Origin of the sequence: Streptomyces sp. NBC_00285, from assembly GCF_036174265.1 — a bacterium.
Taxonomy (GTDB): domain Bacteria; phylum Actinomycetota; class Actinomycetes; order Streptomycetales; family Streptomycetaceae; genus Streptomyces.
Genome location: NZ_CP108055.1, coordinates 7,313,286 through 7,336,950 on the forward strand (window position 1 = coordinate 7,313,286; position 23,665 = coordinate 7,336,950).

Genomic DNA, 23,665 nt, shown 5'->3' on the forward strand with positions numbered 1-23,665 from the left:
CCCCCAGACCCCCAAAGTGAAACTTCGGGCCCAACAAGGAGAGCAGGGAACCCAGATGGCGGAGCTCACGATCCGGCCGGAGGAGATCCGGGACGCACTGGAGACCTTCGTCCAGTCGTACAAGCCGGACGCGGCCTCGCGCGAGGAGGTCGGTACGGTCACCCTTGCCGGCGACGGCATCGCGAAGGTCGAGGGCCTTCCCTCGGCCATGGCCAACGAACTGCTGAAGTTCGAGGACGGCACCCTCGGTCTTGCGCTCAACCTCGAAGAGCGTGAGATCGGCGCCGTCGTCCTCGGCGAGTTCAGCGGCATCGAGGAGGGCCAGCCGGTCACCCGTACCGGTGAGGTCCTCTCCGTGGCCGTCGGCGAGGGCTACCTCGGCCGCGTCGTCGACCCGCTCGGCGCCCCGATCGACGGCCTCGGCGAGATCGAGACCAGCGGTCGTCGCGCCCTTGAGCTGCAGGCTCCGGGCGTCATGGCCCGTAAGTCGGTGCACGAGCCGATGGAGACCGGCTACAAGGCCGTCGACGCGATGACCCCGATCGGCCGTGGCCAGCGTCAGCTGGTCATCGGTGACCGCCAGACCGGCAAGACCGCCCTGGCTGTCGACACGATCATCAACCAGCGCGACAACTGGCGCTCGGGCGACCCGAAGAAGCAGGTCCGCTGCGTCTACGTGGCGATCGGCCAGAAGGGCTCGACCATCGCCTCCGTGCGTGGTGCCCTCGAAGAGGCCGGCGCGCTGGAGTACACGACCATCGTCGCCGCCCCGGCGTCCGACCCGGCCGGCTTCAAGTACCTTGCGCCGTACACCGGTTCGGCCATCGGTCAGCAGTGGATGTACGAGGGCAAGCACGTCCTCATCATCTTCGACGACCTCTCCAAGCAGGCCGACGCCTACCGCGCCGTGTCCCTGCTGCTGCGCCGCCCGCCGGGGCGTGAGGCCTACCCGGGTGACGTCTTCTACCTGCACTCCCGTCTGCTGGAGCGCTGCGCGAAGCTCTCCGACGAGATGGGCGCCGGCTCGATGACCGGTCTGCCGATCGTCGAGACGAAGGCCAACGACGTCTCGGCGTTCATCCCGACCAACGTCATCTCCATCACCGACGGCCAGTGCTTCCTGGAGTCGGACCTCTTCAACGCCGGTCAGCGCCCCGCGCTGAACGTCGGTATCTCCGTCTCCCGAGTCGGTGGTTCCGCGCAGCACAAGGCGATGAAGCAGGTTTCCGGCCGTCTGCGCCTGGACCTCGCCCAGTACCGTGAGCTGGAGGCGTTCGCCGCCTTCGGTTCCGACCTGGACGCCGCGTCGAAGGCGCAGCTGGAGCGCGGTCAGCGACTGGTCGAGCTGCTCAAGCAGGCTCAGTACCAGCCGATGGCCACCGAGGACCAGGTCGTCTCCGTCTGGGCCGCCACCACCGGCAAGATGGACGAGGTCCCGGTCTCCGACATCCGCCGCTTCGAGAAGGAGCTCCTGGAGTACCTGCACCGCAAGGAGCAGGGCCTCATGACCTCCATCAAGGAGGGCGGCAAGATGTCGGACGACACCCTCACCGCCATCGCGGACGGCATCGCGGACTTCAAGAAGCAGTTCGAGACCTCGGACGGCAAGCTTCTCGGCGAAGACGCGCCGGCCGCCGCGGCCAAGTGACGACGGAAGGGACCTGACTCATGGGAGCCCAGCTCCGGGTCTACAAGCGTCGCATCCGATCTGTCACCGCGACCAAGAAGATCACCAAGGCGATGGAGATGATCGCCGCCTCGCGCGTCGTCAAGGCGCAGCGCAAGGTGGCGGCCTCCACGCCGTACGCGCAGGAACTGACGCGTGCGGTCACGGCCGTCGGTACCGGCTCGAACACGAAGCACCCGCTGACCACGCAGGCCGAGACGGTCGTGCGGTCCGCGGTGCTGCTCCTGTCGAGCGACCGCGGTCTGGCCGGTGCCTTCAACTCCAACGCCATCAAGGTCGCGGAGCGGCTGACCGAGCGTCTTGAGGCCGAGGGCAAGGAGGTCGACACGTACATCGTCGGCCGCCGCGGTCTGGCCCACTACAACTTCCGCGAGCGCAAGGTCGTGGAGTCGTGGTCGGGCTTCACCGACGAGCCCAGCTACGCGGACGCCAAGAAGGTCGCGGCCCCGCTGATCGAGGCCATCGAGAAGGACACGGACCAGGGCGGCGTGGACGAACTCCACATCGTCTACACCGAGTTCGTCTCGATGATGACGCAGTCGGCGCTCGACGACCGACTGCTTCCGCTCAGCCTCGAAGAGGTGGCCAAGGAGGCTGCCCCCAAGGGCGAGATCCTTCCGCTGTACGACTTCGAGCCCTCGGCGGAGGACGTCCTCGACGCCCTCCTGCCGCGGTACGTCGAAAGCCGTATCTACAACGCGCTGCTCCAGTCGGCCGCTTCCAAGCACGCCGCCACGCGCCGCGCGATGAAGTCGGCCACCGACAACGCGGGAGACCTGATCACCAGCCTCTCCCGACTTGCCAACGCGGCCCGCCAGGCCGAAATCACCCAGGAAATCAGCGAGATCGTCGGTGGCTCTGCAGCCCTGGCCGACGCGACCGCGGGGAGTGACAGGTAATGACGACGACAGTTGAGACGGCCGTTGCCACGGGCCGCGTCGCCCGGGTGATCGGCCCGGTCGTCGACGTGGAATTCCCCGTCGACGCCATGCCCGAGATCTACAACGCCCTTCACGTCGAGGTGGCCGACCCGGCCCAGGACGGCGCGAAGAAGACGCTGACCCTGGAAGTCGCCCAGCACCTGGGTGGCGGCCTGGTCCGCACCATCTCCATGCAGCCCACCGACGGTCTGGTCCGCCAGGCCGCGGTGACCGACACGGGCTCCGGTATCACCGTGCCCGTCGGTGACTTCACCAAGGGCAAGGTGTTCAACACCCTCGGTGAGGTACTGAACACCGACGAGACCTACGACGGTGAGCGCTGGTCCATCCACCGCAAGGCCCCGCGCTTCGACGAGCTCGAGTCGAAGACCGAGATGTTCGAGACCGGCGTCAAGGTCATCGACCTTCTCACCCCGTACGTCAAGGGTGGAAAGATCGGTCTGTTCGGTGGTGCCGGCGTCGGCAAGACGGTGCTCATCCAGGAGATGATCTACCGAGTCGCCAACAACCACGACGGTGTCTCCGTGTTCGCCGGTGTCGGCGAGCGCACCCGTGAGGGCAACGACCTCATCGAGGAGATGGCCGAGTCGGGCGTCATCGACAAGACCGCCCTGGTCTTCGGTCAGATGGACGAGCCCCCGGGCACCCGTCTGCGCGTGGCCCTGGCCGGTCTGACCATGGCGGAGTACTTCCGCGATGTGCAGAAGCAGGACGTGCTGTTCTTCATCGACAACATCTTCCGCTTCACGCAGGCCGGTTCCGAGGTCTCGACCCTGCTCGGCCGTATGCCCTCCGCGGTGGGCTACCAGCCGAACCTGGCCGACGAGATGGGTCTCCTCCAGGAGCGCATCACCTCGACCCGTGGACACTCGATCACCTCGATGCAGGCGATCTACGTCCCCGCGGACGACCTGACCGACCCGGCCCCGGCCACCACCTTCGCCCACCTCGACGCGACGACGGTTCTCTCCCGTCCGATCTCCGAGAAGGGCATCTACCCGGCCGTGGACCCGCTGGACTCCACGTCCCGCATCCTGGACCCGCGGTACATCACGGCGGACCACTACAACACCGCCATGCGGGTCAAGGGGGTCCTGCAGAAGTACAAGGACCTCCAGGACATCATCGCCATCCTCGGCATCGACGAGCTCGGCGAGGAGGACAAGCTGGTCGTCCAGCGTGCCCGCCGCGTGGAGCGCTTCCTGTCCCAGAACACCCACGTCGCCAAGCAGTTCACCGGCGTCGACGGGTCGGACGTACCGCTGGACGAGTCGATCACGGCGTTCAACGCGATCATCGACGGCGACTACGACCACTTCCCGGAGCAGGCGTTCTTCCTGTGCGGTGGCATCGAGGACCTGAAGGCGAACGCCAAGGAACTCGGCGTCTCCTGAACTCCCTGAGTTCACAGTGAACCCCGTGGTTCACGCTTGAGGGGGCGGGGCACGTCCCGCCCCCTCTTCCACGCCCACTAGACTTGTAACCAACACCCGGCCGAACCGCCGGGTGGTGACCCGAGGAGCCACCTTGGCTGCTGAGCTGCACGTCGCGCTGGTCGCGGCCGACCGAGAGGTCTGGTCCGGCGAGGCCACCCTTGTCGTCGCGCGCACCACGTCCGGCGACATCGGCGTCATGCCCGGTCACCAGCCGCTGCTCGGTGTGCTGGAATCGGGCCCGGTGACCATTCGTACGAGTGATGGTGAGACGGTCGTCGCCGCTGTGCACGGCGGTTTCATCTCGTTCGCGGACAACAAGCTGTCGCTGCTGGCCGAGATCGCCGAGCTGTCGGACGAGATCGATGTCCAGCGCACGGAGCGGGAGCTGGAGCGCGCGAAGGCGGAGGGCGATGCCGCCGCCGAGCGTCGCGCCGATGTGCGACTGCGTGCGGCGGCGGCGAGCTGAACCAGCGCCTCACGCGATGACGTCACTCAGCCGCGGCTGGGACCGGAGTGATCCGGTGCCGGTCGCGGCTGAGGCAGATCTGGATGTTTTTTCCGTTCCGTTACCTATCGAAGGTACCTAGGAGACGAGGAGGTCGGTGTCGATGGTCCTCGCTCTGACTGTGTGCGGAATCGTTGTGGCCCTGGTGGTGCTGGCGCTGTTCGTCTTCGGTCTGCGCCGCAGACTCATCCAGCGATCCGGCGGCACCTTCGACTGTTCGCTGCGCTGGGACGTCCCGGAGAAGACCGACACCAGCGGCAAAGGCTGGAGCTACGGGGTCGCCCGCTACAACGGCGACCGCATCGAGTGGTACCGCGTCTTCTCCTACGCCTATCGCCCGCGCCGGGTCCTGGAGCGTGCCTCGATCGAGGTCGCGGGCCGTCGTCTTCCCGAGGGCGAGGAGGAGCTGGCGCTGCTGTCCGACCACATCGTCCTGACCTGTGTGCACCGGGGCACGCGTCTCGAACTCGCCATGAGCGAAGACGCGCTGACCGGGTTTCTCGCGTGGCTGGAGGCAGCCCCGCCCGGACAGCGAGTGAATGTGGCGTAGCCGCATTCACTCGCTGGGTGGGGGTCCCCCCGGACGAAGTCTGGGGGAGCGTCAATGTCGCTTAGCTCTTTCGGGTGGTCCGTTACGACAGTCCGCTGTTGATGGCGCTCACCAGCTCGCCGCCCGCGGTGTCACCGCTGAACTCCCAGAAGAACGCGCCGCCCAGACCCTGGTTCTTGGCCCACGTCATCTTCCCGGCGATCGTGGCCGGAGTGTCGTACGACCACCAGTTGGTGCCGCAGTAGGCGTACGCGGTGCCCGCGATGGTGCCGGTGGTGGGGCAGGACGTCTTGAGGATCTTGTAGTCCTCGATGCCCTGCTCGTAGGTGCCGGGCGCCGGTCCGGTGGCCGAGCCGCCGGGGGCGGCCTGGGTGACGCCGGTCCAGCCGCGGCCGTAGAAGCCGATGCCGAGCAGCAGCTTCTTCGAGGCCACGCCCTTCGACTTCAGCTTGGCGATCGCGTCGGCGGAGTCGAAGCCGGCGATCGGGATGCCGGCGTACGAGGTGAGCGGGGAGTGCGGGGCGGTCGGGCCGTCCGCGTCGAAGGCCCCGAAGTAGTCGTACGTCATCACGTTGTACCAGTCGACGTACTGGGAGGCACCGCCGTAGTCGGCCGCGTCGATCTTGCCGCCGGAGGTGCCGTCGGCGGTGATGGCCGCGGTGACCAGGTAGTTGGAGCCGAACTCCGAACGCAGCGCCCCCATCAGGTTCTTGAAGGCGGCGGCCCCGCTGGTGTCGCAGGTCAGACCGCAGGCGTTCGGGTACTCCCAGTCGATGTCGATGCCGTCGAAGACATCGGCCCAGCGGGGGTCCTCGATGACCGACTTGCAGGAGGCGGCGAAGGCGGCCGGGTTGGCCGCGGCCTGCGCGAAGCCGCCGGAGTAGGTCCAGCCGCCGAAGGAGTAGAGGACCTTGATGTTCGGGTACTTGGCCTTCAGCTCGCGCAGCTGGTTGAAGTTGCCGCGCAGCGGCTGGTCCCAGGTGTCGGCGGTGCCGCTGACGGACTGGTCGGCGGTGTACGCCTTGTCGTAGGCGGCGTAGGTGTCGTCGACGACGCACTTGCCGTCCTTGACGTTGCCGAACGCGTAGTTGATGTGCGTGATCTTCGAGGCGGAGCCCGAGGTCACCAGGTTCTTCACGTGGTAGTTGCGGCCGTAGACGCCCCACTCGGTGAAGTAGCCGAGCTTGACCTTGGAGCCGGTGGGCGGCGGGTCGGTGGTGCCGCCGGTGGTGTGCACGGCGACGGCGCCGCCGGCCGGTCCGGTCTGGTCGGCGGTGTCGCGGGCCCGCACGGTGTACGAGTAGTCGGTGCCGGCGGTGAGACCGGAGTCCGTGTACGAGGTGGTCGTCACGGTCGCCACCTTGGCACCGTCGCGCAGCACGTCGTAGTTCTTGACGCCCTTGTCGTCGGTGGCGGCGCTCCAGGCGAGCTTGACGGAGGTGTTGGTGATGCCGGAGGCGGTGGGCGTGCCGGGGGCGGACGGGGCCGCGTCGCCCGGGGTGGAGCCGCCGTCGCAACTGCCGCCGTTGAGCTTGCAGTTGGCGGGGGAGCCGCTGCCGGCGCCGTTGAAGCCGAAGGAGACGGAGGCGCCGGGGGTGAGGCTGCCGTTCCAGGACTTGTTCCTGGCGGTCCAGTGGGTGCCGGAGGAGGTGACGTCGGCGTCCCAGGCGGAGGTGACGGAGGTGCCGGAGGGGTAGTCCCACTCGACGGTCCAGGAGCTGATGGTGGTGTCGCCGGTGTTCTTGACGGTCCACTTGCCTTCGAAGCCGGTGCCCCAGTCCTGGGTCTTGGCGTAGGTCGCCGTGGCGGAGGTCGCGGCCTGGGCGGGGCTCGCGAGGCCGACCAGGCCGGCGAAGGGGAGCAGGAGCGTCGCGAGGCCTGCCGCGGCTCTGTGTCTGAAGCGCATCGTGCGCCTCCTCTTTTCGAGAGCGGGGAGTTGGGGCGTGACTGAGCCTCACGCCCACGGTGCCGCGAGAATAGAAAGGTCTGGACCATAGGTCAATAGGTCTGGACCACTCTCATGTGCGGCGGGTTCTAAACCCCCAACTCCTGCGCGAGAACGGCTGCTTGGACCCGGCTGCGCAGCTCCAGCTTCCCCAGCAGGCGGCTGACGTGCGTCTTCGCCGTCGCCTCCGCCATGTCCAGGCGCCTGGCGATGTCCGCGTTGGACAGTCCCTCGCCGAGGCAGGAGAGCACCTCGCGTTCCCTGCGGGTGAGGGCGTCGAGGACGGCGGGATCGGCGGTCGGCTCCCGCACGGGACCGGCGGCGAACTCGGAGATCAGACGGCGGGTGACGGCGGGCGCGATCAGACCCTCCCCGCGCGCAACGGTCCGCACCGCCTCCAGTAGATCCCTGGCCTCGGTGTTCTTGAGCAGGAATCCGGACGCGCCCGCGCGCAGTGCCCCGAACACGTACTCGTCGAGGTCGAACGTGGTCAGCACGAGGACGTCGGCGAGCCCCTCCCCGACGACCTTCCGGGTCGCCGACACCCCGTCCAGACGCGGCATCTGAATGTCCATCAGCACCAGATCGGGCCTCAACTCCCGTGCCCGCTGCACCGCTTGCTCGCCGTCGGCCGCTTCTGCGACCACCTCGATGTCGGGTGCGCTGCGCAGGATGAGGACGAGCCCGGCGCGTACGGCGGACTGGTCCTCGGCGACGAGGACACGGATCATTCCGAAACTCCTTCCGGTACGGGGAGCGTGGCGCGTACGGCCCACAGCGCGCCCTGCGGCCCGGCCCGGAACGTGCCGCCGAGGAGCGCGGCCCGCTCCCGCATCCCGGCGAGCCCGGCGCCGGAACCGGGGGCACGCGGGCCGTCGCGGCGGCCGTAGGGGCTGGTCACCCGGACGTCGAGCACACCGTCCCGCCGGCCGAGCGCGACGGTGACCCGGCCGGGGCAGGCGTGCTTGAGGGCGTTGGTCAGGGACTCCTGGACGATGCGGTAGGCGGCGAGTTCAACCGGCGCGGGAACCCCGCCGTGGCCGTCGCTGTCGAGGCGCACGTCGAGGCCGTTGGCGCGGGCGCCGTCGACCAGTGCGGCGAGGCCGTCCAGGGTGGGGGAGACGGCGGGCTCAGTGGCGCCGCCGGCGTCGCGCAGGATGCCGATCAGCCGCCGCATCTCGGCGAGGCCCGCCACGCTGTTCTCCCTGATGACGGTCAGCGCCTGGCGGGAGGTGGCCGGCTCGTCGATCGACAGCGCGGCCGTGGAGTGGATGGCGATCGCGGACAGGTGGTTGGCGACCATGTCGTGCAACTCCCTTGCCATCCGCGCCCGTTCGGCCGTGACCGCCTGACTGCGGTCGATCTCGGCGAGCAGTGCGGTCTGTTCGGCGCGCAGCCGGGCGGCCTCGGCGGCGTCACGGTGGTTGCGCACGATCCAGCCGGTGGCGGCGGGCCCGTACGCCACGACCCCGACGACCACCCCGATCAGCAGCGCCTCCGGCTCCCGCCACACCGCGAACGGCGCCAGCGTTCCGGCCACGGTGAGCAGACCGGTGATCCACTGGATGCGGCGGGCCGAGGCGAGCGGGCCGTACAGCACGGCCGCGTAGACGACGTCGGTGAACATCAGGACCGAGGCGATGCTGCCCTGGGTCGTGAGGTCGGCGCAGATCGCGACGGTGGCGATGAGCAGGGCCGCGCGGGGGGCCGTGCGGCGCAGCAGCTCGCAGCCGGCCAGCACGGTGAGCGGCACGAGGACCGGCCAGGGACCGTCGAAGAGCGTCATCGGGTCGCTGGACGCACGGGTGCCGAGGCCGATGCCCACCAGCAACAGGCCGCCGAGCAGGCCGCCGGCCGCGATGTACACGTCGAACCGGTGCGGGCGGGGGAGAGCCATGACTCCATCCAACACGGTGTCCGTGCGCCGCGCCTGATCCCCGGGAACGGTCCTGGACTGCATCTTTCGATGTACCGCCATTTCGTCAGCGCCGACGAGGAAAGGGACGGCCCCGGCCGTGAGCCTTGAGGGGAGACGAAGGGAGCGGTCGTGATCGTCGCACTGATCGTCGCGTGTGAGGTGGCCTTCTGGGTGCTGCTCGCGGCCGGACTGGCCTTCCGCTACGGGCTGCGCATGCCGCGCGTCGGGCTGGCCCTGCTGCTGTGCGAGCCGGTGCTGGAGCTCGTGCTGTTCACGGTCACCGCGATCGACCTCAGGAACGGCGCCGAACCCGACTGGAAGCACGGCCTGGCCGCCGTCTACATCGGCTTCACGGTGGGTCTCGGCCACTCGACGATCAGGTGGGCGGACGCCCGGGTCGCCCACCGGTTCGCGGGCGGCCCGCCGCCGGTGCGGCCGCCGAGGTACGGCACGGCTCGCGCCGTCCACGAGTGGAAGGTCGCGGGCCGCTGGATCCTGGCCGCGGTGGTCGCGGCGGCCCTCCTGCAGGCCGCCGTCTGGTACGTCGGCGACGGACAGGCCGCATCGCTGCGCGCCTGGCAGCAGCGCATGCTGTGGCTGATCGGCATCAACGTGGTCATCGCCGGCAGCTACACGCTGTTCCCCAAGCGCGAGCGCTAACGCTCCCCGCCCGGCACCCAGAGCACGTCGCCGACGTCCTTGTTCGCCGAGCGCGCCAGGATGAACAGCAGGTCCGACAGCCGGTTCAGGTAGGTCGCCGTCAGCGGGTTCATCTGGTCGCCGTGGACCTCCAGCGCCGCCCACGTCGAGCGCTCGGCCCGGCGTACGACCGTGCAGGCCTGGTGGAGCAGGGCCGCGCCGGGGGTGCCGCCGGGGAGGATGAAGGACCGCAGCTTCTCCAGCCGCTCGTTGAAGCGGTCGCAGTCCGCCTCCAGCTTGTCGACGTAGAACTGCTCGACCCGCAGGGGCGGGAACTGCGGGTTCTCGACGACGGGGGTCGAGAGGTCGGCCCCGACGTCGAACAGGTCGTTCTGGACGCGGGTGAGGACGGTGACGATCTCCTCCTCCAGCCCGCCCAGGGCGACCGCCGTGCCGATCACCGCGTTCGCCTCGTTGGCGTCCGCGTACGCGGAGATCCGCAGGTCGGTCTTGGCGACCCTGCTCATGTCGCCGAGGGCGGTGCTGCCCTGGTCGCCGGTCCTGGTGTAGATGCGCGTCAGATTGACCATGGGGCCAGCGTAGTTATGCCCCGGCCGTCCGGAACACACGTGTGCCGACCGTCACGGCCAGCGCCGTCAGACCGAGGGAGACCAGGGCGCCGTACAGCATGTGGGCGCTCAGATACGAGCCGACGTACGCGTCCCGCATCGCGTCCACCAGATAGCGCAGCGGCATGAAGTGGGACAGGACGTCCAGCCAGGCCGGCCCCAGGGTCATCGGGAGCATCAGGCCGGACAGCAGCATGGATGGCATGCTGACCGCGTTGACCAGCGGGCCGAACTCGTGCGGGGTGCGGACCTTCATCGCCAGCGCGTACGACAGGGAGGCCAGTGAGGCGGTCAGCAGGCCGACGAACGCGAAGCCGATCAGGATCCCGGCCAGCGGGGCCCGCAGTCCCATCGCCACCGCGGCCACGACCAGCAGCACCGCCTGGAAGACGAAGACCGTGGCGTCGCGCAGCACCCTGCCCAGCAGCAGGGCGAGCCGGCTGACGGGGGTGACCCGCATCCGCTCCACCACGCCCTGGCCCTGTTCGAGGATGATGACGAAGCCCGAGAACAGCGCCCCGAACAGCCCCAGTTGGAGCAGCAGGCCGGGTACGAGCACCTGCCAGGAGCTGCCGCTTCCGCCGAGCGGGAGACCGGTGAGCAGCGGTCCGAAGAACACCAGGTACAGCAGCGGCATCAGCACACCGAACAGCAGCGCGAAGCGGGAGCGCAGGGACTGGCGCAGATAGCGGCCGTAGACGATCGAGGTGTCGTGAAGAAGCATGGCTTTCCTATGCGGCTATGGGGGTTCACACGGCTACGGGGGCGGCGTCGGCCGGGGAGGGGCCGCGTCCGGTGATCGCGAGGAAGGTGTCCTGGAGCGGGGCGTCGATCGAGCCGCCGTACCGCAGTTTCAGCGCGCTCGGCGTGCCCTCGGCCACGACCACGCCCTGGTCGACGATCACCAGGCGGTCGGACAGGGCGTCGGCCTCGTCGAGGTAGTGGGTGGTGAGGAAGACCGTCGTGCCGTACTCGTCGCGCAGCCGGCGGACCAGGTCCCACAGGTCGGCGCGGCTGCCGGGGTCGAGGCCGGTCGTCGGTTCGTCGAGGAACAGCACCTTCGGGCGGTGCGTGAGCGCCAACGCGATGTCGAGGCGGCGGCGCCGGCCCCCGGAGAGCGCGCCGCACTTGCGGTCGAGCAACTCGGTGAGACCGAGGTCGTGTGCCAACTCCTCTGCGCGCGCGGCTGCTTGATCTTTCGTCAGGCGGTACAGGCGGCCCTGGGTGACCAACTCCTCCCGCACGGAGATCTGCGGGTCCACCCCGCCCGACTGGGCCACGTACCCGCACACCCGGCGCACCCCCGCGGCGTCGGTCGCGAGGTCGTGGCCGGCGACGGTGGCCGCGCCGCCGGTGGGTTCGAGCAGGGTCGTGAGCATGCGGAGCGTGGTGGTCTTCCCGGCGCCGTTCGGGCCGAGGAAGCCGAGGATCTCGCCCTCGCGGACGGTCAGATCGATGCCGCGCACGGCTTCCACGGGGCCACGCCGGGTCTGGAAGGTACGGGCGAGCGAGGCCGTACTGATGATGGGCATGGCCCAAGAAAAACAGAGTCTCTTAAAGTTTGCAATGGCTCCAAAATTTAAGACGGTCCACGAATCCGGAGCCGCGACGACCGGCACTAGCATTCGGGCCATGGCAGAGGGGCTCAGGGAGCGGAAGAAGCGCGAGACCAGGCAGCGGATCTCGGACATCGCCACGGGGCTGTTCCTGGACCACGGCTTCGTCACGGTGACGATCGCGGAGGTGGCGGATGCCGCCGACGTGTCCGTGAACACCGTCTACAACTACTTCCCGACCAAGGAGGACCTCTTCCTCGACCGCAGTAAGGGCGTCGTCGACCGGCTCTCGCGCTGGGTGCGCGGGCGGGACGTGGGCGAGTCGGCGGCGGCGGCCGTGCTGAGAGAGCTGCGCGACGAGGTCGAGGCGGTCTCACCCAGGGTCGGCCTGATGTCGGGCTACGACCGTTTCATGCGGGTCATCCATGACGCGCCCCCGCTGCGCTCCCGGCTGTGGAGCATCCAGCAGGAGGTCCAGGAGAACCTGGAGACGACCCTGCGCGAGGAGACGGGGTCCGCGCCCGGCGATCCGCTGCCCGCTCTGATCGCCGGTCAGATCAACTGGATCCACCAGACGGTCATGGGCAGTATCGGGCGCGAGATGGTCGCGGGGCGCGAACCGGACGAAGTATCACGAGAGACCCTCGCGCTTCTCGATGACATGGAGGAGCTGTTGAGCGAAAAGGTGCTCAACTACGCCGTACGAGACCACTCGTGACAGCTACCGGTGTGATGTCCGTCAGATGAGACGTGACGCGCATTACTAAGCGGTCACACAGCCTCTCACGAGCGCTAGGGTCCGCCGAAGAGGCAACCTCAACAGGCTGTAACGCGTTTCAAAGGGGAGTCGCAACAGTGGCACGGAAGCTTGCCGTCATCGGCGCCGGCTTGATGGGTTCCGGCATCGCCCAGGTCTCCGCCCAGGCGGGCTGGGACGTGGTCCTCAGGGACGTCACCGACGAGGCGCTGAAGCGCGGCACCGACGGTATCAAGGCTTCGTACGACAAGTTCGTCAGCAAGGGCAAACTGGAGGCGCACGACGCCGACGCCGCCCTCGCCCGGATCACCGCGACCACCGATCTGGACGCCGCCGCGGACGCCGACATCGTCGTCGAGGCCGTGTTCGAGAAGCTGGAGGTCAAGCACGAGATCTTCCGCGCGCTCGACAAGATCGTGCGCCCGGACGCCGTGCTGGCCTCCAATACCTCCGCGATCCCGATCACCAAGATCGCGGCGGCCACCGAACACCCGGAACGTGTCGTCGGCGTGCACTTCTTCTCGCCGGTCCCGATGATGCAGCTCGTCGAACTGGTCCGCGGCTACAAGACGAGCGACGAAACCCTCGCCACCGCGCGGGAGTTCGCCGAATCCGTCGGCAAGACGTGCATCGTCGTGAACCGGGACGTGGCGGGCTTCGTGACCACCCGTCTCATCTCCGCCCTCGTCGTCGAGGCGACCAAGCTCTACGAGTCGGGCGTCGCCACCGCCGAGGACATCGACCTCGCCTGCAAGCTGGGCTTCGGCCACGCGATGGGCCCGCTGGCCACGGCGGACCTGACCGGCGTCGACATCCTGCTGCATGCCACCAGCAACATCTACACCGAGTCCCAGGACGAGAAGTTCGCCCCGCCGGAGCTGATGCGCCGGATGGTGGACGCCGGTGACATCGGACGCAAGAGCGGGCAGGGCTTCTACAAGCACTGAAACCGCACAAGCCCCTCACGTTTCACGCGAGGGGGTGAATTGGGTATCGGTTCGCTTACGGACGGCAACCTCCGACCGCAGAACGCAGTCAGAGGTGTCATCACTGGACATCACATTCGTGGAGTACTGCACGCACTCACGGGGAGCGCATATGTACATCAGGGGCGACCACGCCGAGCTGGTCGTCGGGGGCCGCCTCGACGTCCGCAGCGCGGCGGACGCCCGTACGGTCCTGCACTCGGCCGTCGACGACGGAGCCGGCGACCTGGTGCTCGACCTGTCCGAGCTGGATTCCTGGGACGCCACGGGACTCGGGGTGATCATGGGGGTGCACCGCAGGGCCGGCCGCTGTGGCCGCCGCCTGGTGCTGCGCGACGTACCGCCGCAGATGCAGCGCCTCCTGGTAGCCACCCGACTGCACCGGATCCTGGCGGTCGAGGGCGGCATCGGGGTCGAGTCCCTGCCCCGCGTCTGACCCGCACACCCCGGCGAAACGCGTGCCCGCGCGCAATCCTCACGAGACTGTGACGTCTCGGACGGCGCGGGACCCCGGGCTGTCGTAGATACTGTGCGAAGGTTTAGGGTTCGGTCGCCCGCTGCCACACACTCTTCGAGCGGGCCCGGACCAGAAGCGACAGCGCTGTGTGCAGCAGGCCGGGAGGGGCCTGGGTCCTCATCCCGGACCCATGACACACGAGACGCTTTTGGGGGGCTTGAAACCTATGGACCCGAACCACCAGGGACCCGAGGAGTACGGCCATGACGGCGATGGCGGTCCGCCGCGCCAGCGGCCTCCCAGGGATCCCCTCACGCCCGGCCTTGGCCAGAACTCACCCACGCTCGCCCGTACCGTGCAGCTCGTCGCGGGCGACTTCCTGCTCACCGTCAACCCCGTCGACGGCAGCGAGATAGAAGCCTGCCCGCCCGGCGAGCGGCCCGGACGGCCCGAGAAGTACAGCGCCGCCGCACGCGCCGAGGTGGACCGCGCGGCCCGCCCGTCCGTCCCGCCGGGACGGACCCGCACCGCCCTGCCGCTCCTGGCCCGCCAGGACGAACGCGAACGACTGGTACGGCTGCTCGCCCGCGGCCGCTCGGTACGTCTGACCGGCCCCGCGGGATCGGGCCGCACCAGCCTCCTCGACGTCGTCGCCGAGGACTGCTCGGACCTCGCCCCCGACGGCGTCGTCCGCCTCACCGGCTTCCACCGCACGGCGACCGAGCTGCTGTACGACCTCTACTACGCCGTCTACAACTCACCCCTGCACCGCCCCGACCGGAACGGGCTGCTCTCCTGCGTCAGGGAGATCGGCGCGGTCGTCGTCCTCGACGACGTCGAGTTCGGCGGCGCCGCGCTCGACGAACTGCTGGACGCCACGCCGGAGTGCGCGTTCGTGATCGGTGCGACCCCGGAGGTGCCCGCACCCTCGGCCGACTCCACCGTCGAGGAGGTCTTCCTCAGCGGCCTGGAGCGCGCCGACGGAATCGAGCTTCTGGAGCGCGCCGTCGGCCGGGTGCTCACCGAGGAGGAGTCGAACTGGGCGGGCGACCTGTGGTTCGAGTCCGAGGGCCTGCCCCTGCGCTTCGTCCAGGCCGGCGCCCTGCTCAAGGAACGCGACCGGCAGCGGGCCGGCGCGAGCGCCGTCGCCGAGTTCGGCGTCTTCGCGGACGCGGCTCCGGCCGACGCACCCGTCGAGGCGGACCAGGCCGAGGAGATACCCCTGCCCGCGCTCGGCGAGGCCGCGGCACCGGCCCCGCTGCTCGCCTCCCGGCTGAGCGAGTCCGCGCGTGCCACCCTGCGGTTCGCCGTCGCGCTCGGCGGCGAGGTGCCCCACCAGGCGCATCTGCCCGCACTCGTCGGTGACACCCACGCGGACGCCGCGCTGGGCGAGCTCGCCGCCTCGGGTCTGGTCTCCCCGGTCGGTTCCCGCTACCGGCTCGCCGCCGGTGTCCTCACCCAGCTGGAGGCGGCCGGATACGGCGACGACACCGAGGCCCGCGCCCTCGCCGCCGCCCAGCACTACGGCTGGTGGGCCGGACACCCCTCGGTCACCCCGGAGCGGGTGTGCGGGGAGGCAGACGCCCTGCTCGCCGCCCTCGACACCCTGATCTCCGCCTCGTTCGAGCCGCAGGGACCCCCGTCCTCGCCCGCCGAGGGCGAGGAGAGCCCCCTCGTGCAGCTGGCCCGCACGGCGGCGCCCGCGTTCGCGGCGGGCGGTCACTGGGGCCCCTGGGAGCGGGCACTGCGCTCTGGCGCGGAGGCCTCGCGGCTCGCCGGCGAGATGTCCGACCGGGCCTACTTCCACCACGAGCTCGGCATCCTCGCGCTCTGCGGCGGACAGCTCGACCAGGCCCGCGCCGAACTGGAGGCCTCCATCGGCCTGCGCGGCGCCCTCGCCGACAAGCACGGCACCGTCGCGGGCCGCCGCGCCCTCGCCCTGGTCTCCGACCGGGACGGCACCGCGCCCGGCCTGGCCGTCCTCGGTGCGACGGCGGGCGAGGAGGTCCCCGAAGCCCGGTACGAGGAGTCGGCCTCGCCGCCCGGGGGAGTCCCCGCGGCCTTCCCGCCGCTCCGGCCGCCGGCCGACTCGCCGACGGTCGTCGTCAGCCGCACCCCCTCGCTGCCCGCGCGCTCGCACAAGGTCCGGGGCGGTCTCAGAGGCCTCGCCAAGCGCAACCTGGTCGCGGCCGGAGCGGGCGCGCTGCTGGTGGCGGTGCTCGGCACCGTCGTCACGCTGGGCGCCACCTCCGACAACGACCCCAACGCCCCCTCCAACCAGGTCGGCCCCAACCCGTCGGCCAGCGTCGGCATCGACGAGGGCGACCTCGGCGCCGACGCCCCGAAGAACGGCGACGGTCCGGGCGACACGGGTACGGCCACGACCCGTCCCACCGACCCGGGGCCCGACGGCACGTACGGGACGTCGGACGATCCGACGCCCACGGGAGCGGTCGAACCTTCGGGCGGCGCGAGCGGGACGAAGGGACCGGGGAGCAGCGGTACGCCGAGTTCGCCGAGGCCGACGACGCCCAGGCCCTCGACGTCGAAGCCGTCGACATCGTCCACGCCGACGGGCTCGGGTTCCTCGTCACCGTCGACGTCACCGTCCGGGAGTGCGGAGCCTTCGGTGACGCCCACCGCCACCACCCCGACCGCCACGATCCCGAGCAACGCCACCTCGGCCAGCGGCACGGCCTCCATCACCCCGGTGGAGACCAGCAGCTCGGTCAGTGCCCCGGCGAGCAGTTCGCAGCAGGTCATCTGAGGCACGGCGCATGACAGGAGGGCCGGGTCCGCCACACGGACCCGGCCCTCGTCGTCGTAGCGGACGAAGTGCTGTCAGAACAGCCGCAGTTTGTCGTCCTCGATGCCGCGCAGCGCGTTGTAGTCCAGGACCGTGCAGCCGATGCCGCGGTCCGTGGCCAGTACGCGGGCCTGGGGCTTGATCTCCTGGGCGGCGAAGATGCCGCGCACCGGGGCGAGATGGGGATCGCGGTTCAACAGGTCCAGATAGCGCGTGAGTTGCTCGACGCCGTCCGTATTCCCAAAGGTACCGCCGAATGGTACAATACGGACATAAAGGAACATTCGGCGTATGAGTACCACCCAAACCTCACCGGTCTCAATCAGCATTGCACTTCAGCGCGTTGCCGACTACGCGCGACTTTCTGAAGACGACGCCAAAGACCCCGATCTGAGGGGCGAAAACGTCGGCATCCAACTGGACGAGTGCGCCGTCTTTAGGACGACTCGACCTGACTGGACGCTCGTCGGAAGCTTCAAAGACAACGACATCTCAGCGTCGGCGTACGGCAACGAAGTCCGCGAGGACTTCGAGCGACTGATGAACCTTGTTCGCACCAACGGTGTCGACGTCATCCTGTGCGTCGAGGTAACGCGCCTCTTCCGTAAGCCGCTTGAGGCTGAGGTTCTGATCGACCTGGTGTGGTCGAAGAAAACCACCTTCCACACCGTTGTCACCACACGCGGTGGGTACTACGACCTCCGTACCAGTGCCGGACGCAAGGCAGTCCGCGACGCGGTGAACGCCGCTGCTGGTGAGAGCGACAACATTTCAGACCGCGTGCGAATGAAGAAGGCTGCGCTTGCTCGTCGGGGGATGCCCAACGGTGGACGCCGCCCTTACGGGTTCGAGGCGAACCACATTGACCACCGTGCATCCGAGATCGCGGTCATGCGCGAGATGGCCGAGCGCATCATCAAGGGTGAGTCAGAGCTGTTCATCATGGCCGACCTTGACGCGCGAGGTGTCAAGACTGCCGAGGGCGGCCGGTGGACAAAGGCCACCATGGTCAACATGCTGCGGCGCGTGCGATACGCACCGTTCGACGACTCCGGCAGGGCAATCCGCGAGCACAACGGTGTTCACTACAAAGCTGTTTGGGACGCGGTCTTTGATGCCGTCACTTGGGAAAAGCTGCAAGCTGCTCTGAACGGCGATGCCCAACTACGCGAGCAGCGAGGCAACCCCCGCAAGTATCTACTTCGTGGGTTCGTGTTCTGCGGAGCCTGCGGTTCATTGCTCGGCGGCTCGATGAAACGTGACCGCCCGAGTCAACCGAACAAGCCGCGTTACAAGTGCAAGCCGTATGACGCCTATGGCAGGCGTACAGGATGCAGCGGGGTGTCTCGACTGGCTGAGCCGATGGAGGATTTCATCAGTGAAGCGGTCCTGTTCCGGCTGGACAGTCCGGAGTTCGCTGCCATCTTCGCCGAGAACGACGAAGACTCTGCCAAGCTGAAGGCTGCGCTCGATGTACGGCAGCTCAAGAAGCAGAAGCTCGACGAGCTGATCGACGGCTATTACGGCGAAAACCCGGACGACCTGAGTCGCGAACAGTTCATGCGCGCCAAGGCATCCGGTGAGGCTGCGCTCAAGAGTGCCGAGCGCGAAGTCGAGAAGTACAGCACCAAGCGTGCTGTGGTTGGCATCCCGATCGGTCAAACGATCCGTGAGGCGTGGGAGCGAAACGCTGACATCGGGTGGCGTCGAAAGATCGTCGGTCTACTGGTAGACAAAGTCATCGTGCATCCAGGCGGTGGTAAGCCTCGATACAAGCGATGGCGCTTTGACGTTGAGCAGATCGAGATTCAGTGGAAGGTGTAGCTAGGTAGCGACATTACGAAAGAACCTCCGACGCCGGTCGGAGGTTCTTTTATTTGAGCAGACGGGCAAGCGTGCGCATGACGTTCTTGTTCTTCAGATGTAGTGGGACGCCACTCTGTGCGGTGGACTTCCTCATATACGCCGATAGATCGAAGCTGTCCGTTACAGGTGTTTCGACCTTGTTCTGGCTCTTCCTGGCGGCGCGTTTCCTCGTGGGAGATGTGGTTGCTTTTTTGTTCACAGCGAAAACTCAACTATTTATTACTTAATTATATCAGCCCTACCTGCCAATTTGAATACCGAAAGGAGTTGGTCGGCATGGCATACGTGACACGGCGCGTCAGTGATCTCTCTGGCACCGAAGGTGCGGAATCGGATTTCGCTGCCCTCACCGTTCGCCGGTACCCGGGCCTTGAAAAGCCCGTCCAGCTGGACGTCACGCCCGCAGAAATCAAGGAACTCAAGGACAATGAGGAAGTTGTCATAGTCGAAGTGAAGCAACCCGGCAGCAACGAATCCGAACTCGTCCACATGCTCCGCGACGACTTCGACGCGCTCGCACCTAAAGACAACATGGCTGCACTGCTCGGCCAGGCGCGCGGAACTCGTGGCCGTCGGCCTGGAACCAAGGTCAACGGCAACGGCGGCTGAAGCGTCGTCACCAAAAGCCCGTGCATCTCACTACCTACGCGGTGGTGGGGTGCACGGGCACTCTTCGGCACTCGGGGTGTGTGCGTACCCCGTGTGGTGAGTGTGTGGTGACCCCTACGCCTGGATGGTCGTTGACCTCTGGGAACGAGCGACTCAACGCGGGCACAAGCTACCCGCAGAAGGGAGGTTCTTCTGATGGAACTCAGCGCAAGGGATATGGAGGTGGTCAGGGTGGTTGGACGCTTCTACCAACTGGCTGCCTCACATGTAGCAGCCTTGGTTTTCCCGGACACGTCGGAAACGCCGGTAGATAGGACGCTGGCACGGCTGGTCAAGAACGAGGCGTTGAACCGGATTGGTCGCCGTGCGGCTGGCCCGCAAGGTGGGGCTGGCGCTTACGTGTACCAACTCGGGCCACGTGGTTGGTGGCTTCTAGGGCGCGAGGGCCGGTACCGGCCATACCGCTCGATTAACCACCACGCGTTGCGGGTGGCAGATGTGTACGTGGATCTCGTGACTGCCGAAAGGCAAGGAGGGATCAAGATTCTGCATGCTGAACTGGAACAACCTATTGGAAATGCTCGGCCAGACCTGACCGTTGAACTTGGTCTCGTACAGAAGCGTCAGAAGACGAGTTATGCCATTGAGGTGGACCTTGGGAGCGAGAAGCCCCGGATCATTGCCGCCAAGTGTGCCGCCTATTTGGAGGCGTTCAGGCGCGGGCTGCGTGACCCGTTCCCGTACGTGCTCTTCCTGGTACCCGACGAGTGGCGTAAGTCCGAGGTATCTCGGGTACTTGGCCGGCTGACCGATGGACGGGATGTTTTCAGTGTCGGACTGTTCGACGAGCTTGCTGCCGGATTCTCGGCAGCGCCGTGACATTCAGGCTTGCCTCAGTCTTGCCCGATACCATTGACCTATATATAGGAGGCTTCATAATAGAACGCAATGAATGATGAACAGCAGAACGACCTAAGAAAAGAGATGAACAAACGGTTCGACGACCTCGACGACCAGTTTGCCAAGCTATTTGACTATCTGGAAGAGCGGATGAACAAGACCGATGCGAGCCTCGACAATAAGGCAGAAAAATCAGAGGTGGGTCGTGTTCTTCAAACTCTCGATGGCTTATCGGGTCGACTTAGCGATGTCGAAACCGAGCAGGCTGCACATGCTTCGCAGCTTGACCGGCATGAGAAGAAGCTCAAGCAGTTAAAGCCTGAAGCCGGATTGCGCTAACGCCTTCAATTTTGCGGGTTAATCTTGCCCTCTCTTGTTATAATTAAGGCCATGCAAACAAGTAGAAATATTCGGATTCTTCGTGAGGCGAAGAGAGAAGCAAATAGAGAGGGCATAAGCTTAGCCAGCCCTGATAAATTTGAACAGTGGAAATCAAAGGTACGGTATGGGTTAGTCCAAGGCTTGGGCGCCAACCATCCACTCGTACAGAAGTTCGCCAATGTTCGCTATTGGCCTGTTTCCATTGGCCGTCGTTCAATCTCTGATGAGCGGCGAGAGGCTTCTTTCGTTAGTGCACTTAGTCGAGTCAAAGGGATGATTGATGCGGCAGTTTTTGAAATAGAGCAAGAAGGTGCAAGCGATGACTGGGCAGATGACACAGCATTTGATCCTGACCTTTGGGAGCACGTCCAAGACGATGTGCAAGCCGGGAAATGGGATCGAGTTGCCAGGGAAACTGCGATTTTTGTGGAAGACCGTGTACGACAATGGTCTGGAAACCCGAAAGATAAAAAAACCGGGAAAACCCTGTTCGGCAAAGCATTGTTCGCGGTGGTGCTCGGTGATAGCAGCGAATTTCGCTTAGGCAAGGAAGCGGCCGAGTGGGAAGGGTGGCGAATGCTAGGGACGGGATTCATTCAAGCACTCAGTAATGTAGATCGCCACAATATTCAAAGGCGTACCGGTACCGATGCAAAACGGTACGCCTTTGGTGTATTGGGTCTCGGTAGCTTGATCCTTACGCAGCTTCGCTATCAGCACGGCGAGGATTTGAACATCGAGAACTAGAGTCTTGGGCTTGATGCCTGACGGCTAAGTCGACGGCAACGACACCGAGTATCCATCGCCTTGTGCGCCTCTCCATGACCTTCTTCACCTCTGTTGTGCGCTCATGTACGCAGCAATAATTAGACCTCTTAAGCAGGGTGTCGTGGGTTCGAGCCCCACCTGGCCCTCCACGGAAGAAAGTCGACCACAACAGTGGTGGACTTTTTTCTTTGGCTGTCTTTTGGGTTCGCTTCACGACGGCCTCAAACGTGCTTTGACGGCTAATTTGACGGCTACGGTTGCCGTCAGCGCCTTCCGTCGACTTCTCCGCGCTATCAGTTGGTTGACTCAGAACGTCTTGCAGTGCCTCCAATGCATCGCGCTTCACGTCCATGTCAGCGTGCTGATAGATCTGCTGAGTCACGGACACGTGTGAGTGGCCGAGGATGAGCTGAACCACTCGGGGCGGTATGCCAAGGCGAAGCATTATGGTCGCGGCAGTGTGGCGCTGATGATGAAGCTTGATGATCCGTACGCCCGCTTCGGTGCAGAGCTGCCGGAACGTCCTGCCGAAGTTGCGTGGGTTCAAGGGCGTTCCGGTTGTCGAGGAGAACACCAAGCCGTGTGCGGACGCCGGCGAGCCTGTCAGGTCGCGAAGAACAACGAGAGCGTCGGCAGCAACCTTGATGAGCGGGAGTCCGCGGCGGCTGGCGTTGGTTTTGAGCGGCCCGACCTCGATCTTGCCCTTGACGTCCTGGAGTTGCTGACGCACGTCGAAGGTGCCTTCCACGAAGTCGATGTCTTGCCAGCGCAGCCCAAGTACCTCGCCCCGGCGCATGCCGTAGAACAGGGCGAGCACGAAGGCTGCGTGGAGTCGGTGATGCTGCGCGGTGGCGAGGAACTGTTGTGCCTCTTCGATGGTCCACGGAATCACCTCGCTGGCCTGCGTCTCCGCACGAGGGAGTTCCACTAGACGTGCGACGTTGCGAGAGATCAGTTCCTCACGCATAGCGCGGCGGAGGGCGGCACTCAAGGTGTTCCGCATCATCTCGATGCGGCGTGACGAGTAGTGGCCTTCTGCGGCCTGCTCGTTGAGGAAGCCTTGAACGGCCTTGACGCTGAGACCGGCGAGGGTGTGGTGGCCGAGCACAGGCTTGAGGTTCAGGCGACAGATCAGTTCGTACTGCTCGTAGGTCTTCGGGCGCTTGGTTCGCTGAACGACCTCCGCCAACCAGTAGTCCAGGTAGTCACCGAGCTTCCATGACTTGTCTGCGGCCGGGATGCCCTGGTCGTTCTTCGCTTTGGCTTCGGTGAGCTTCTTGTGCGCCTCGGCGCGGGTCGCGCCGTAGACGCGAACCCGCTTGCGCACACCGCTGGTGGTCAGGACGTAGACGGCACCTTCCCAACGCCCGTCCTTGCGCTGGTAGGTCGTGCCTTCGCCGTTGGAGTGACGGCGAGCCATCAGGCTGTGGACTCCTGCTGAAGTTGCTGCACGAGTGCCTGCACGGCCGCGGCGGGGATGAGTCGCCGTCTACCGATCTGGATGGTGGCCAGTCGGCGGGAACGGATCAACTGGTAGAGCGTCCACTTGCTGATCCGTAGTTTCTCCGACGCTTCCTTAACTGTCAGGAGCTCGGGTTCATCGGGATGATGGTTCTGTAGGTGAGTTTCTATATTTCCTCCTATCTGGGGGGTACACCCCACTTTATATCTTGATGCCTGATTCTGAGTTTGGGCTTGCGTGCTGCTGAGCCTGTCGATGTCCTCGGGCTCCTGGCCCGCGTGGCCGGCTGCGGTAGGAGGGGTCGGGTTCAACGACACCTGCGGCTGGGGTCAGCTGTTGCCCATCTGCCCAGTGGGCTTCGGTCCGTTGAAGCGGTGAGTCATGCGAAGTGTTGTTCCTGCGATGCCTCGCAGCTCACGGATGAGCTCATCCATCTCGCTTGCGCTGACCCGTAGGTCGGTGTCGGTCTTCGGGTGCCATAGCGCTAGTTCTGCTTCCGACAGATGGTCGGCAAGCCGCAGTACCTCGACAGCGTGAACCAAACGGTTGCGCTCCCAAAGCGCTCTGGACATCCGCTTCTCCAAACCAACGAGGTCCCTGTAAAGCCCGTCGTTCTCGCCTCGGGCCGCCCGGGTTTCCTGGCAGAGCTTCAAGAGCTCGTTCCGCGCGGCACCAACACGCTTCAGGATGGACGCCAGTTCAGACTTGTCATGGCCTCGCGCCACTGTGACGAGGTAGGCCACGCAGTACTCGACGGCCGATGCCTCGACGGTGATCTCTCCGAGCGCCTGAAGGAACTTGTCGTCTGCCATGAGGCCAGCGTGTCAGGAGGCTGTCCCTTGAAGTGGGGCGGTGACGTATCCGTGA

Annotated in this window: 24 protein-coding genes and 1 pseudogene; 15 read left to right on the forward strand and 10 right to left on the reverse strand. The window is 66.4% G+C overall.

What is annotated here, in order from left to right:
- The first annotated feature begins 55 nt into the window (after nucleotides 1–55).
- The 5 genes from atpA to OHT57_RS33885 all read left to right on the forward strand — a co-directional run bounded on the left by atpA (nucleotide 56) and on the right by OHT57_RS33885 (nucleotide 5,119).
- A complete protein-coding gene (gene atpA / locus OHT57_RS33865; protein WP_328750526.1) occupies nucleotides 56–1,648 on the forward strand; it encodes a F0F1 ATP synthase subunit alpha in 1,593 nt (530 codons plus the stop codon).
- Between the two features lie 20 nt (nucleotides 1,649–1,668).
- The gene (locus OHT57_RS33870) at nucleotides 1,669–2,586 is read left to right on the forward strand and encodes a F0F1 ATP synthase subunit gamma (protein WP_328750527.1); all 918 of its coding nucleotides are present in this window, start codon (nucleotides 1,669–1,671) and stop codon (nucleotides 2,584–2,586) included.
- Nucleotides 2,586–4,022: a F0F1 ATP synthase subunit beta gene (gene atpD, locus OHT57_RS33875; protein WP_328750528.1), complete on the forward strand. Its 1,437-nt coding sequence runs from the start codon at nucleotides 2,586–2,588 to the stop codon at nucleotides 4,020–4,022. The genes OHT57_RS33870 and atpD overlap by 1 nt, the downstream gene beginning before the upstream one ends.
- A gap of 133 nt (nucleotides 4,023–4,155) precedes the next feature.
- The gene (locus tag OHT57_RS33880; protein ID WP_328750529.1) at nucleotides 4,156–4,530 is read left to right on the forward strand and encodes a F0F1 ATP synthase subunit epsilon; all 375 of its coding nucleotides are present in this window, start codon (nucleotides 4,156–4,158) and stop codon (nucleotides 4,528–4,530) included.
- 142 nt (nucleotides 4,531–4,672) lie between these two features.
- The gene (locus OHT57_RS33885) at nucleotides 4,673–5,119 is read left to right on the forward strand and encodes a DUF2550 domain-containing protein (protein ID WP_328750530.1); all 447 of its coding nucleotides are present in this window, start codon (nucleotides 4,673–4,675) and stop codon (nucleotides 5,117–5,119) included.
- Nucleotides 5,120–5,201: 82 nt separating this feature from the next.
- Here the strand turns inward: OHT57_RS33885 and OHT57_RS33890 are convergent, their stop codons facing one another.
- From OHT57_RS33890 to OHT57_RS33900, 3 genes are all read right to left on the reverse strand, one after another.
- The gene (locus OHT57_RS33890) at nucleotides 5,202–7,025 is read right to left on the reverse strand and encodes a glycoside hydrolase family 18 chitinase (protein WP_328750531.1); all 1,824 of its coding nucleotides are present in this window, start codon (nucleotides 7,023–7,025) and stop codon (nucleotides 5,202–5,204) included.
- A gap of 128 nt (nucleotides 7,026–7,153) precedes the next feature.
- On the reverse strand, nucleotides 7,154–7,795 hold the full coding sequence (locus OHT57_RS33895; RefSeq protein ID WP_328750533.1) for a response regulator transcription factor: 642 nt from the start codon (nucleotides 7,793–7,795) through the stop codon (nucleotides 7,154–7,156).
- Entirely contained in the window at nucleotides 7,792–8,961 is a 1,170-nt protein-coding gene (locus OHT57_RS33900; RefSeq protein WP_328750534.1) for a sensor histidine kinase, read from the reverse strand. Before OHT57_RS33900 ends, OHT57_RS33895 begins: the two co-directional genes overlap by 4 nt.
- 150 nt (nucleotides 8,962–9,111) lie before the next feature.
- Here OHT57_RS33900 and OHT57_RS33905 point away from each other — a divergent pair, with 150 nt between their 5' ends.
- A complete protein-coding gene (locus tag OHT57_RS33905) occupies nucleotides 9,112–9,642 on the forward strand; it encodes a hypothetical protein (RefSeq protein ID WP_328750535.1) in 531 nt (176 codons plus the stop codon).
- On the opposite strand, the gene OHT57_RS33910 is transcribed toward OHT57_RS33905, so the two are convergent.
- Genes OHT57_RS33910 through OHT57_RS33920 form a run of 3 tightly spaced genes read right to left on the reverse strand, consistent with a single transcriptional unit; the run spans nucleotide 9,639 to nucleotide 11,782 of the window.
- Entirely contained in the window at nucleotides 9,639–10,211 is a 573-nt protein-coding gene (locus OHT57_RS33910) for a cob(I)yrinic acid a,c-diamide adenosyltransferase (RefSeq protein WP_328750536.1), read from the reverse strand. The genes OHT57_RS33905 and OHT57_RS33910 overlap by 4 nt on opposite strands.
- Nucleotides 10,212–10,224: 13 nt before the next feature.
- Nucleotides 10,225–10,974 carry an ABC transporter permease gene (locus OHT57_RS33915; protein ID WP_328750537.1) on the reverse strand — a complete coding sequence of 250 codons (750 nt, stop codon included), beginning with the start codon at nucleotides 10,972–10,974 and terminating at the stop codon, nucleotides 10,225–10,227.
- 25 nt (nucleotides 10,975–10,999) lie between these two features.
- Nucleotides 11,000–11,782: an ABC transporter ATP-binding protein gene (locus OHT57_RS33920; RefSeq protein WP_328750538.1), complete on the reverse strand. Its 783-nt coding sequence runs from the start codon at nucleotides 11,780–11,782 to the stop codon at nucleotides 11,000–11,002.
- Between the two features lie 100 nt (nucleotides 11,783–11,882).
- On the opposite strand from OHT57_RS33920, the gene OHT57_RS33925 reads away from it, so the two are divergent.
- From OHT57_RS33925 to OHT57_RS33940, 4 genes are all read left to right on the forward strand, one after another.
- Nucleotides 11,883–12,524, forward strand: a complete 642-nt coding sequence (locus OHT57_RS33925; RefSeq protein ID WP_328750539.1) for a TetR/AcrR family transcriptional regulator — start codon at nucleotides 11,883–11,885, stop codon at nucleotides 12,522–12,524.
- Nucleotides 12,525–12,661: 137 nt separating this feature from the next.
- Nucleotides 12,662–13,510: a 3-hydroxyacyl-CoA dehydrogenase family protein gene (locus tag OHT57_RS33930; protein ID WP_328750540.1), complete on the forward strand. Its 849-nt coding sequence runs from the start codon at nucleotides 12,662–12,664 to the stop codon at nucleotides 13,508–13,510.
- A gap of 151 nt (nucleotides 13,511–13,661) precedes the next feature.
- Nucleotides 13,662–13,985: an STAS domain-containing protein gene (locus OHT57_RS33935; protein ID WP_328750541.1), complete on the forward strand. Its 324-nt coding sequence runs from the start codon at nucleotides 13,662–13,664 to the stop codon at nucleotides 13,983–13,985.
- A gap of 247 nt (nucleotides 13,986–14,232) precedes the next feature.
- On the forward strand, nucleotides 14,233–16,773 hold the full coding sequence (locus tag OHT57_RS33940) for an ATP-binding protein (protein WP_328750542.1): 2,541 nt from the start codon (nucleotides 14,233–14,235) through the stop codon (nucleotides 16,771–16,773).
- A 74-nt stretch (nucleotides 16,774–16,847) separates the two neighbouring features.
- Here the strand turns inward: OHT57_RS33940 and OHT57_RS33945 are convergent.
- Nucleotides 16,848–17,054 (reverse strand): annotated as a pseudogene (locus tag OHT57_RS33945) (endonuclease NucS domain-containing protein); the annotation flags it as partial.
- A gap of 49 nt (nucleotides 17,055–17,103) precedes the next feature.
- Here OHT57_RS33945 and OHT57_RS33950 point away from each other — a divergent pair.
- From OHT57_RS33950 to OHT57_RS33970, 5 genes are all read left to right on the forward strand, one after another.
- Nucleotides 17,104–18,636: a recombinase family protein gene (locus tag OHT57_RS33950; RefSeq protein WP_328750543.1), complete on the forward strand. Its 1,533-nt coding sequence runs from the start codon at nucleotides 17,104–17,106 to the stop codon at nucleotides 18,634–18,636.
- A 318-nt stretch (nucleotides 18,637–18,954) separates the two neighbouring features.
- Complete coding sequence (locus tag OHT57_RS33955) at nucleotides 18,955–19,287, forward strand: hypothetical protein (RefSeq protein WP_328750544.1); 333 nt, start codon at nucleotides 18,955–18,957, stop codon at nucleotides 19,285–19,287.
- 195 nt (nucleotides 19,288–19,482) lie between these two features.
- A complete protein-coding gene (locus tag OHT57_RS33960; RefSeq protein ID WP_328750545.1) occupies nucleotides 19,483–20,166 on the forward strand; it encodes a replication-relaxation family protein in 684 nt (227 codons plus the stop codon).
- Nucleotides 20,167–20,235: 69 nt separating this feature from the next.
- Nucleotides 20,236–20,526 (forward strand): hypothetical protein, encoded by a 291-nt coding sequence (locus tag OHT57_RS33965; protein WP_328750546.1) that lies wholly within the window; start codon nucleotides 20,236–20,238, stop codon nucleotides 20,524–20,526.
- Between the two features lie 51 nt (nucleotides 20,527–20,577).
- A complete protein-coding gene (locus OHT57_RS33970; protein ID WP_328750547.1) occupies nucleotides 20,578–21,315 on the forward strand; it encodes a TIGR02391 family protein in 738 nt (245 codons plus the stop codon).
- Here OHT57_RS33970 and OHT57_RS33975 read toward each other — a convergent pair.
- From OHT57_RS33975 to OHT57_RS33985, 3 genes are read right to left on the reverse strand one after another with little or no spacing between them, the layout of a single operon-like run.
- The gene (locus tag OHT57_RS33975; protein ID WP_328750549.1) at nucleotides 21,266–22,756 is read right to left on the reverse strand and encodes a tyrosine-type recombinase/integrase; all 1,491 of its coding nucleotides are present in this window, start codon (nucleotides 22,754–22,756) and stop codon (nucleotides 21,266–21,268) included. The two genes, OHT57_RS33970 and OHT57_RS33975, sit on opposite strands and share 50 nt — an antisense overlap.
- Nucleotides 22,756–23,115, reverse strand: a complete 360-nt coding sequence (locus tag OHT57_RS33980) for a helix-turn-helix domain-containing protein (RefSeq protein WP_328750550.1) — start codon at nucleotides 23,113–23,115, stop codon at nucleotides 22,756–22,758. Before OHT57_RS33980 ends, OHT57_RS33975 begins: the two co-directional genes overlap by 1 nt.
- A gap of 12 nt (nucleotides 23,116–23,127) precedes the next feature.
- Entirely contained in the window at nucleotides 23,128–23,610 is a 483-nt protein-coding gene (locus tag OHT57_RS33985) for a hypothetical protein (RefSeq protein WP_328750551.1), read from the reverse strand.
- Between the last annotated feature and the right edge of the window lie 55 nt (nucleotides 23,611–23,665).

What these genes read in the sequence shown, in the direction of transcription:
- atpA (WP_328750526.1), top strand. Translation starts at nt 56, where the DNA reads ATGGCGGAGCTCACGATCCGGCCGGAGGAGATCCGGGACGCACTGGAG.
- OHT57_RS33870 (WP_328750527.1), top strand. Translation starts at nt 1,669, where the DNA reads ATGGGAGCCCAGCTCCGGGTCTACAAGCGTCGCATCCGATCTGTCACC.
- atpD (WP_328750528.1), top strand. Translation starts at nt 2,586, where the DNA reads ATGACGACGACAGTTGAGACGGCCGTTGCCACGGGCCGCGTCGCCCGG.
- OHT57_RS33885 (WP_328750530.1), top strand. Translation starts at nt 4,673, where the DNA reads ATGGTCCTCGCTCTGACTGTGTGCGGAATCGTTGTGGCCCTGGTGGTG.
- OHT57_RS33890 (WP_328750531.1), bottom strand. Translation starts at nt 7,025, where the DNA reads ATGCGCTTCAGACACAGAGCCGCGGCAGGCCTCGCGACGCTCCTGCTC.
- OHT57_RS33895 (WP_328750533.1), bottom strand. Translation starts at nt 7,795, where the DNA reads ATGATCCGTGTCCTCGTCGCCGAGGACCAGTCCGCCGTACGCGCCGGG.
- OHT57_RS33900 (WP_328750534.1), bottom strand. Translation starts at nt 8,961, where the DNA reads ATGGCTCTCCCCCGCCCGCACCGGTTCGACGTGTACATCGCGGCCGGC.
- OHT57_RS33910 (WP_328750536.1), bottom strand. Translation starts at nt 10,211, where the DNA reads ATGGTCAATCTGACGCGCATCTACACCAGGACCGGCGACCAGGGCAGC.
- OHT57_RS33915 (WP_328750537.1), bottom strand. Translation starts at nt 10,974, where the DNA reads ATGCTTCTTCACGACACCTCGATCGTCTACGGCCGCTATCTGCGCCAG.
- OHT57_RS33920 (WP_328750538.1), bottom strand. Translation starts at nt 11,782, where the DNA reads ATGCCCATCATCAGTACGGCCTCGCTCGCCCGTACCTTCCAGACCCGG.
- OHT57_RS33925 (WP_328750539.1), top strand. Translation starts at nt 11,883, where the DNA reads ATGGCAGAGGGGCTCAGGGAGCGGAAGAAGCGCGAGACCAGGCAGCGG.
- OHT57_RS33935 (WP_328750541.1), top strand. Translation starts at nt 13,662, where the DNA reads ATGTACATCAGGGGCGACCACGCCGAGCTGGTCGTCGGGGGCCGCCTC.
- OHT57_RS33940 (WP_328750542.1), top strand. Translation starts at nt 14,233, where the DNA reads ATGGACCCGAACCACCAGGGACCCGAGGAGTACGGCCATGACGGCGAT.
- OHT57_RS33950 (WP_328750543.1), top strand. Translation starts at nt 17,104, where the DNA reads ATGAGTACCACCCAAACCTCACCGGTCTCAATCAGCATTGCACTTCAG.
- OHT57_RS33955 (WP_328750544.1), top strand. Translation starts at nt 18,955, where the DNA reads ATGGCATACGTGACACGGCGCGTCAGTGATCTCTCTGGCACCGAAGGT.
- OHT57_RS33960 (WP_328750545.1), top strand. Translation starts at nt 19,483, where the DNA reads ATGGAACTCAGCGCAAGGGATATGGAGGTGGTCAGGGTGGTTGGACGC.
- OHT57_RS33965 (WP_328750546.1), top strand. Translation starts at nt 20,236, where the DNA reads ATGAATGATGAACAGCAGAACGACCTAAGAAAAGAGATGAACAAACGG.
- OHT57_RS33970 (WP_328750547.1), top strand. Translation starts at nt 20,578, where the DNA reads ATGCAAACAAGTAGAAATATTCGGATTCTTCGTGAGGCGAAGAGAGAA.
- OHT57_RS33975 (WP_328750549.1), bottom strand. Translation starts at nt 22,756, where the DNA reads ATGGCTCGCCGTCACTCCAACGGCGAAGGCACGACCTACCAGCGCAAG.
- OHT57_RS33985 (WP_328750551.1), bottom strand. Translation starts at nt 23,610, where the DNA reads ATGGCAGACGACAAGTTCCTTCAGGCGCTCGGAGAGATCACCGTCGAG.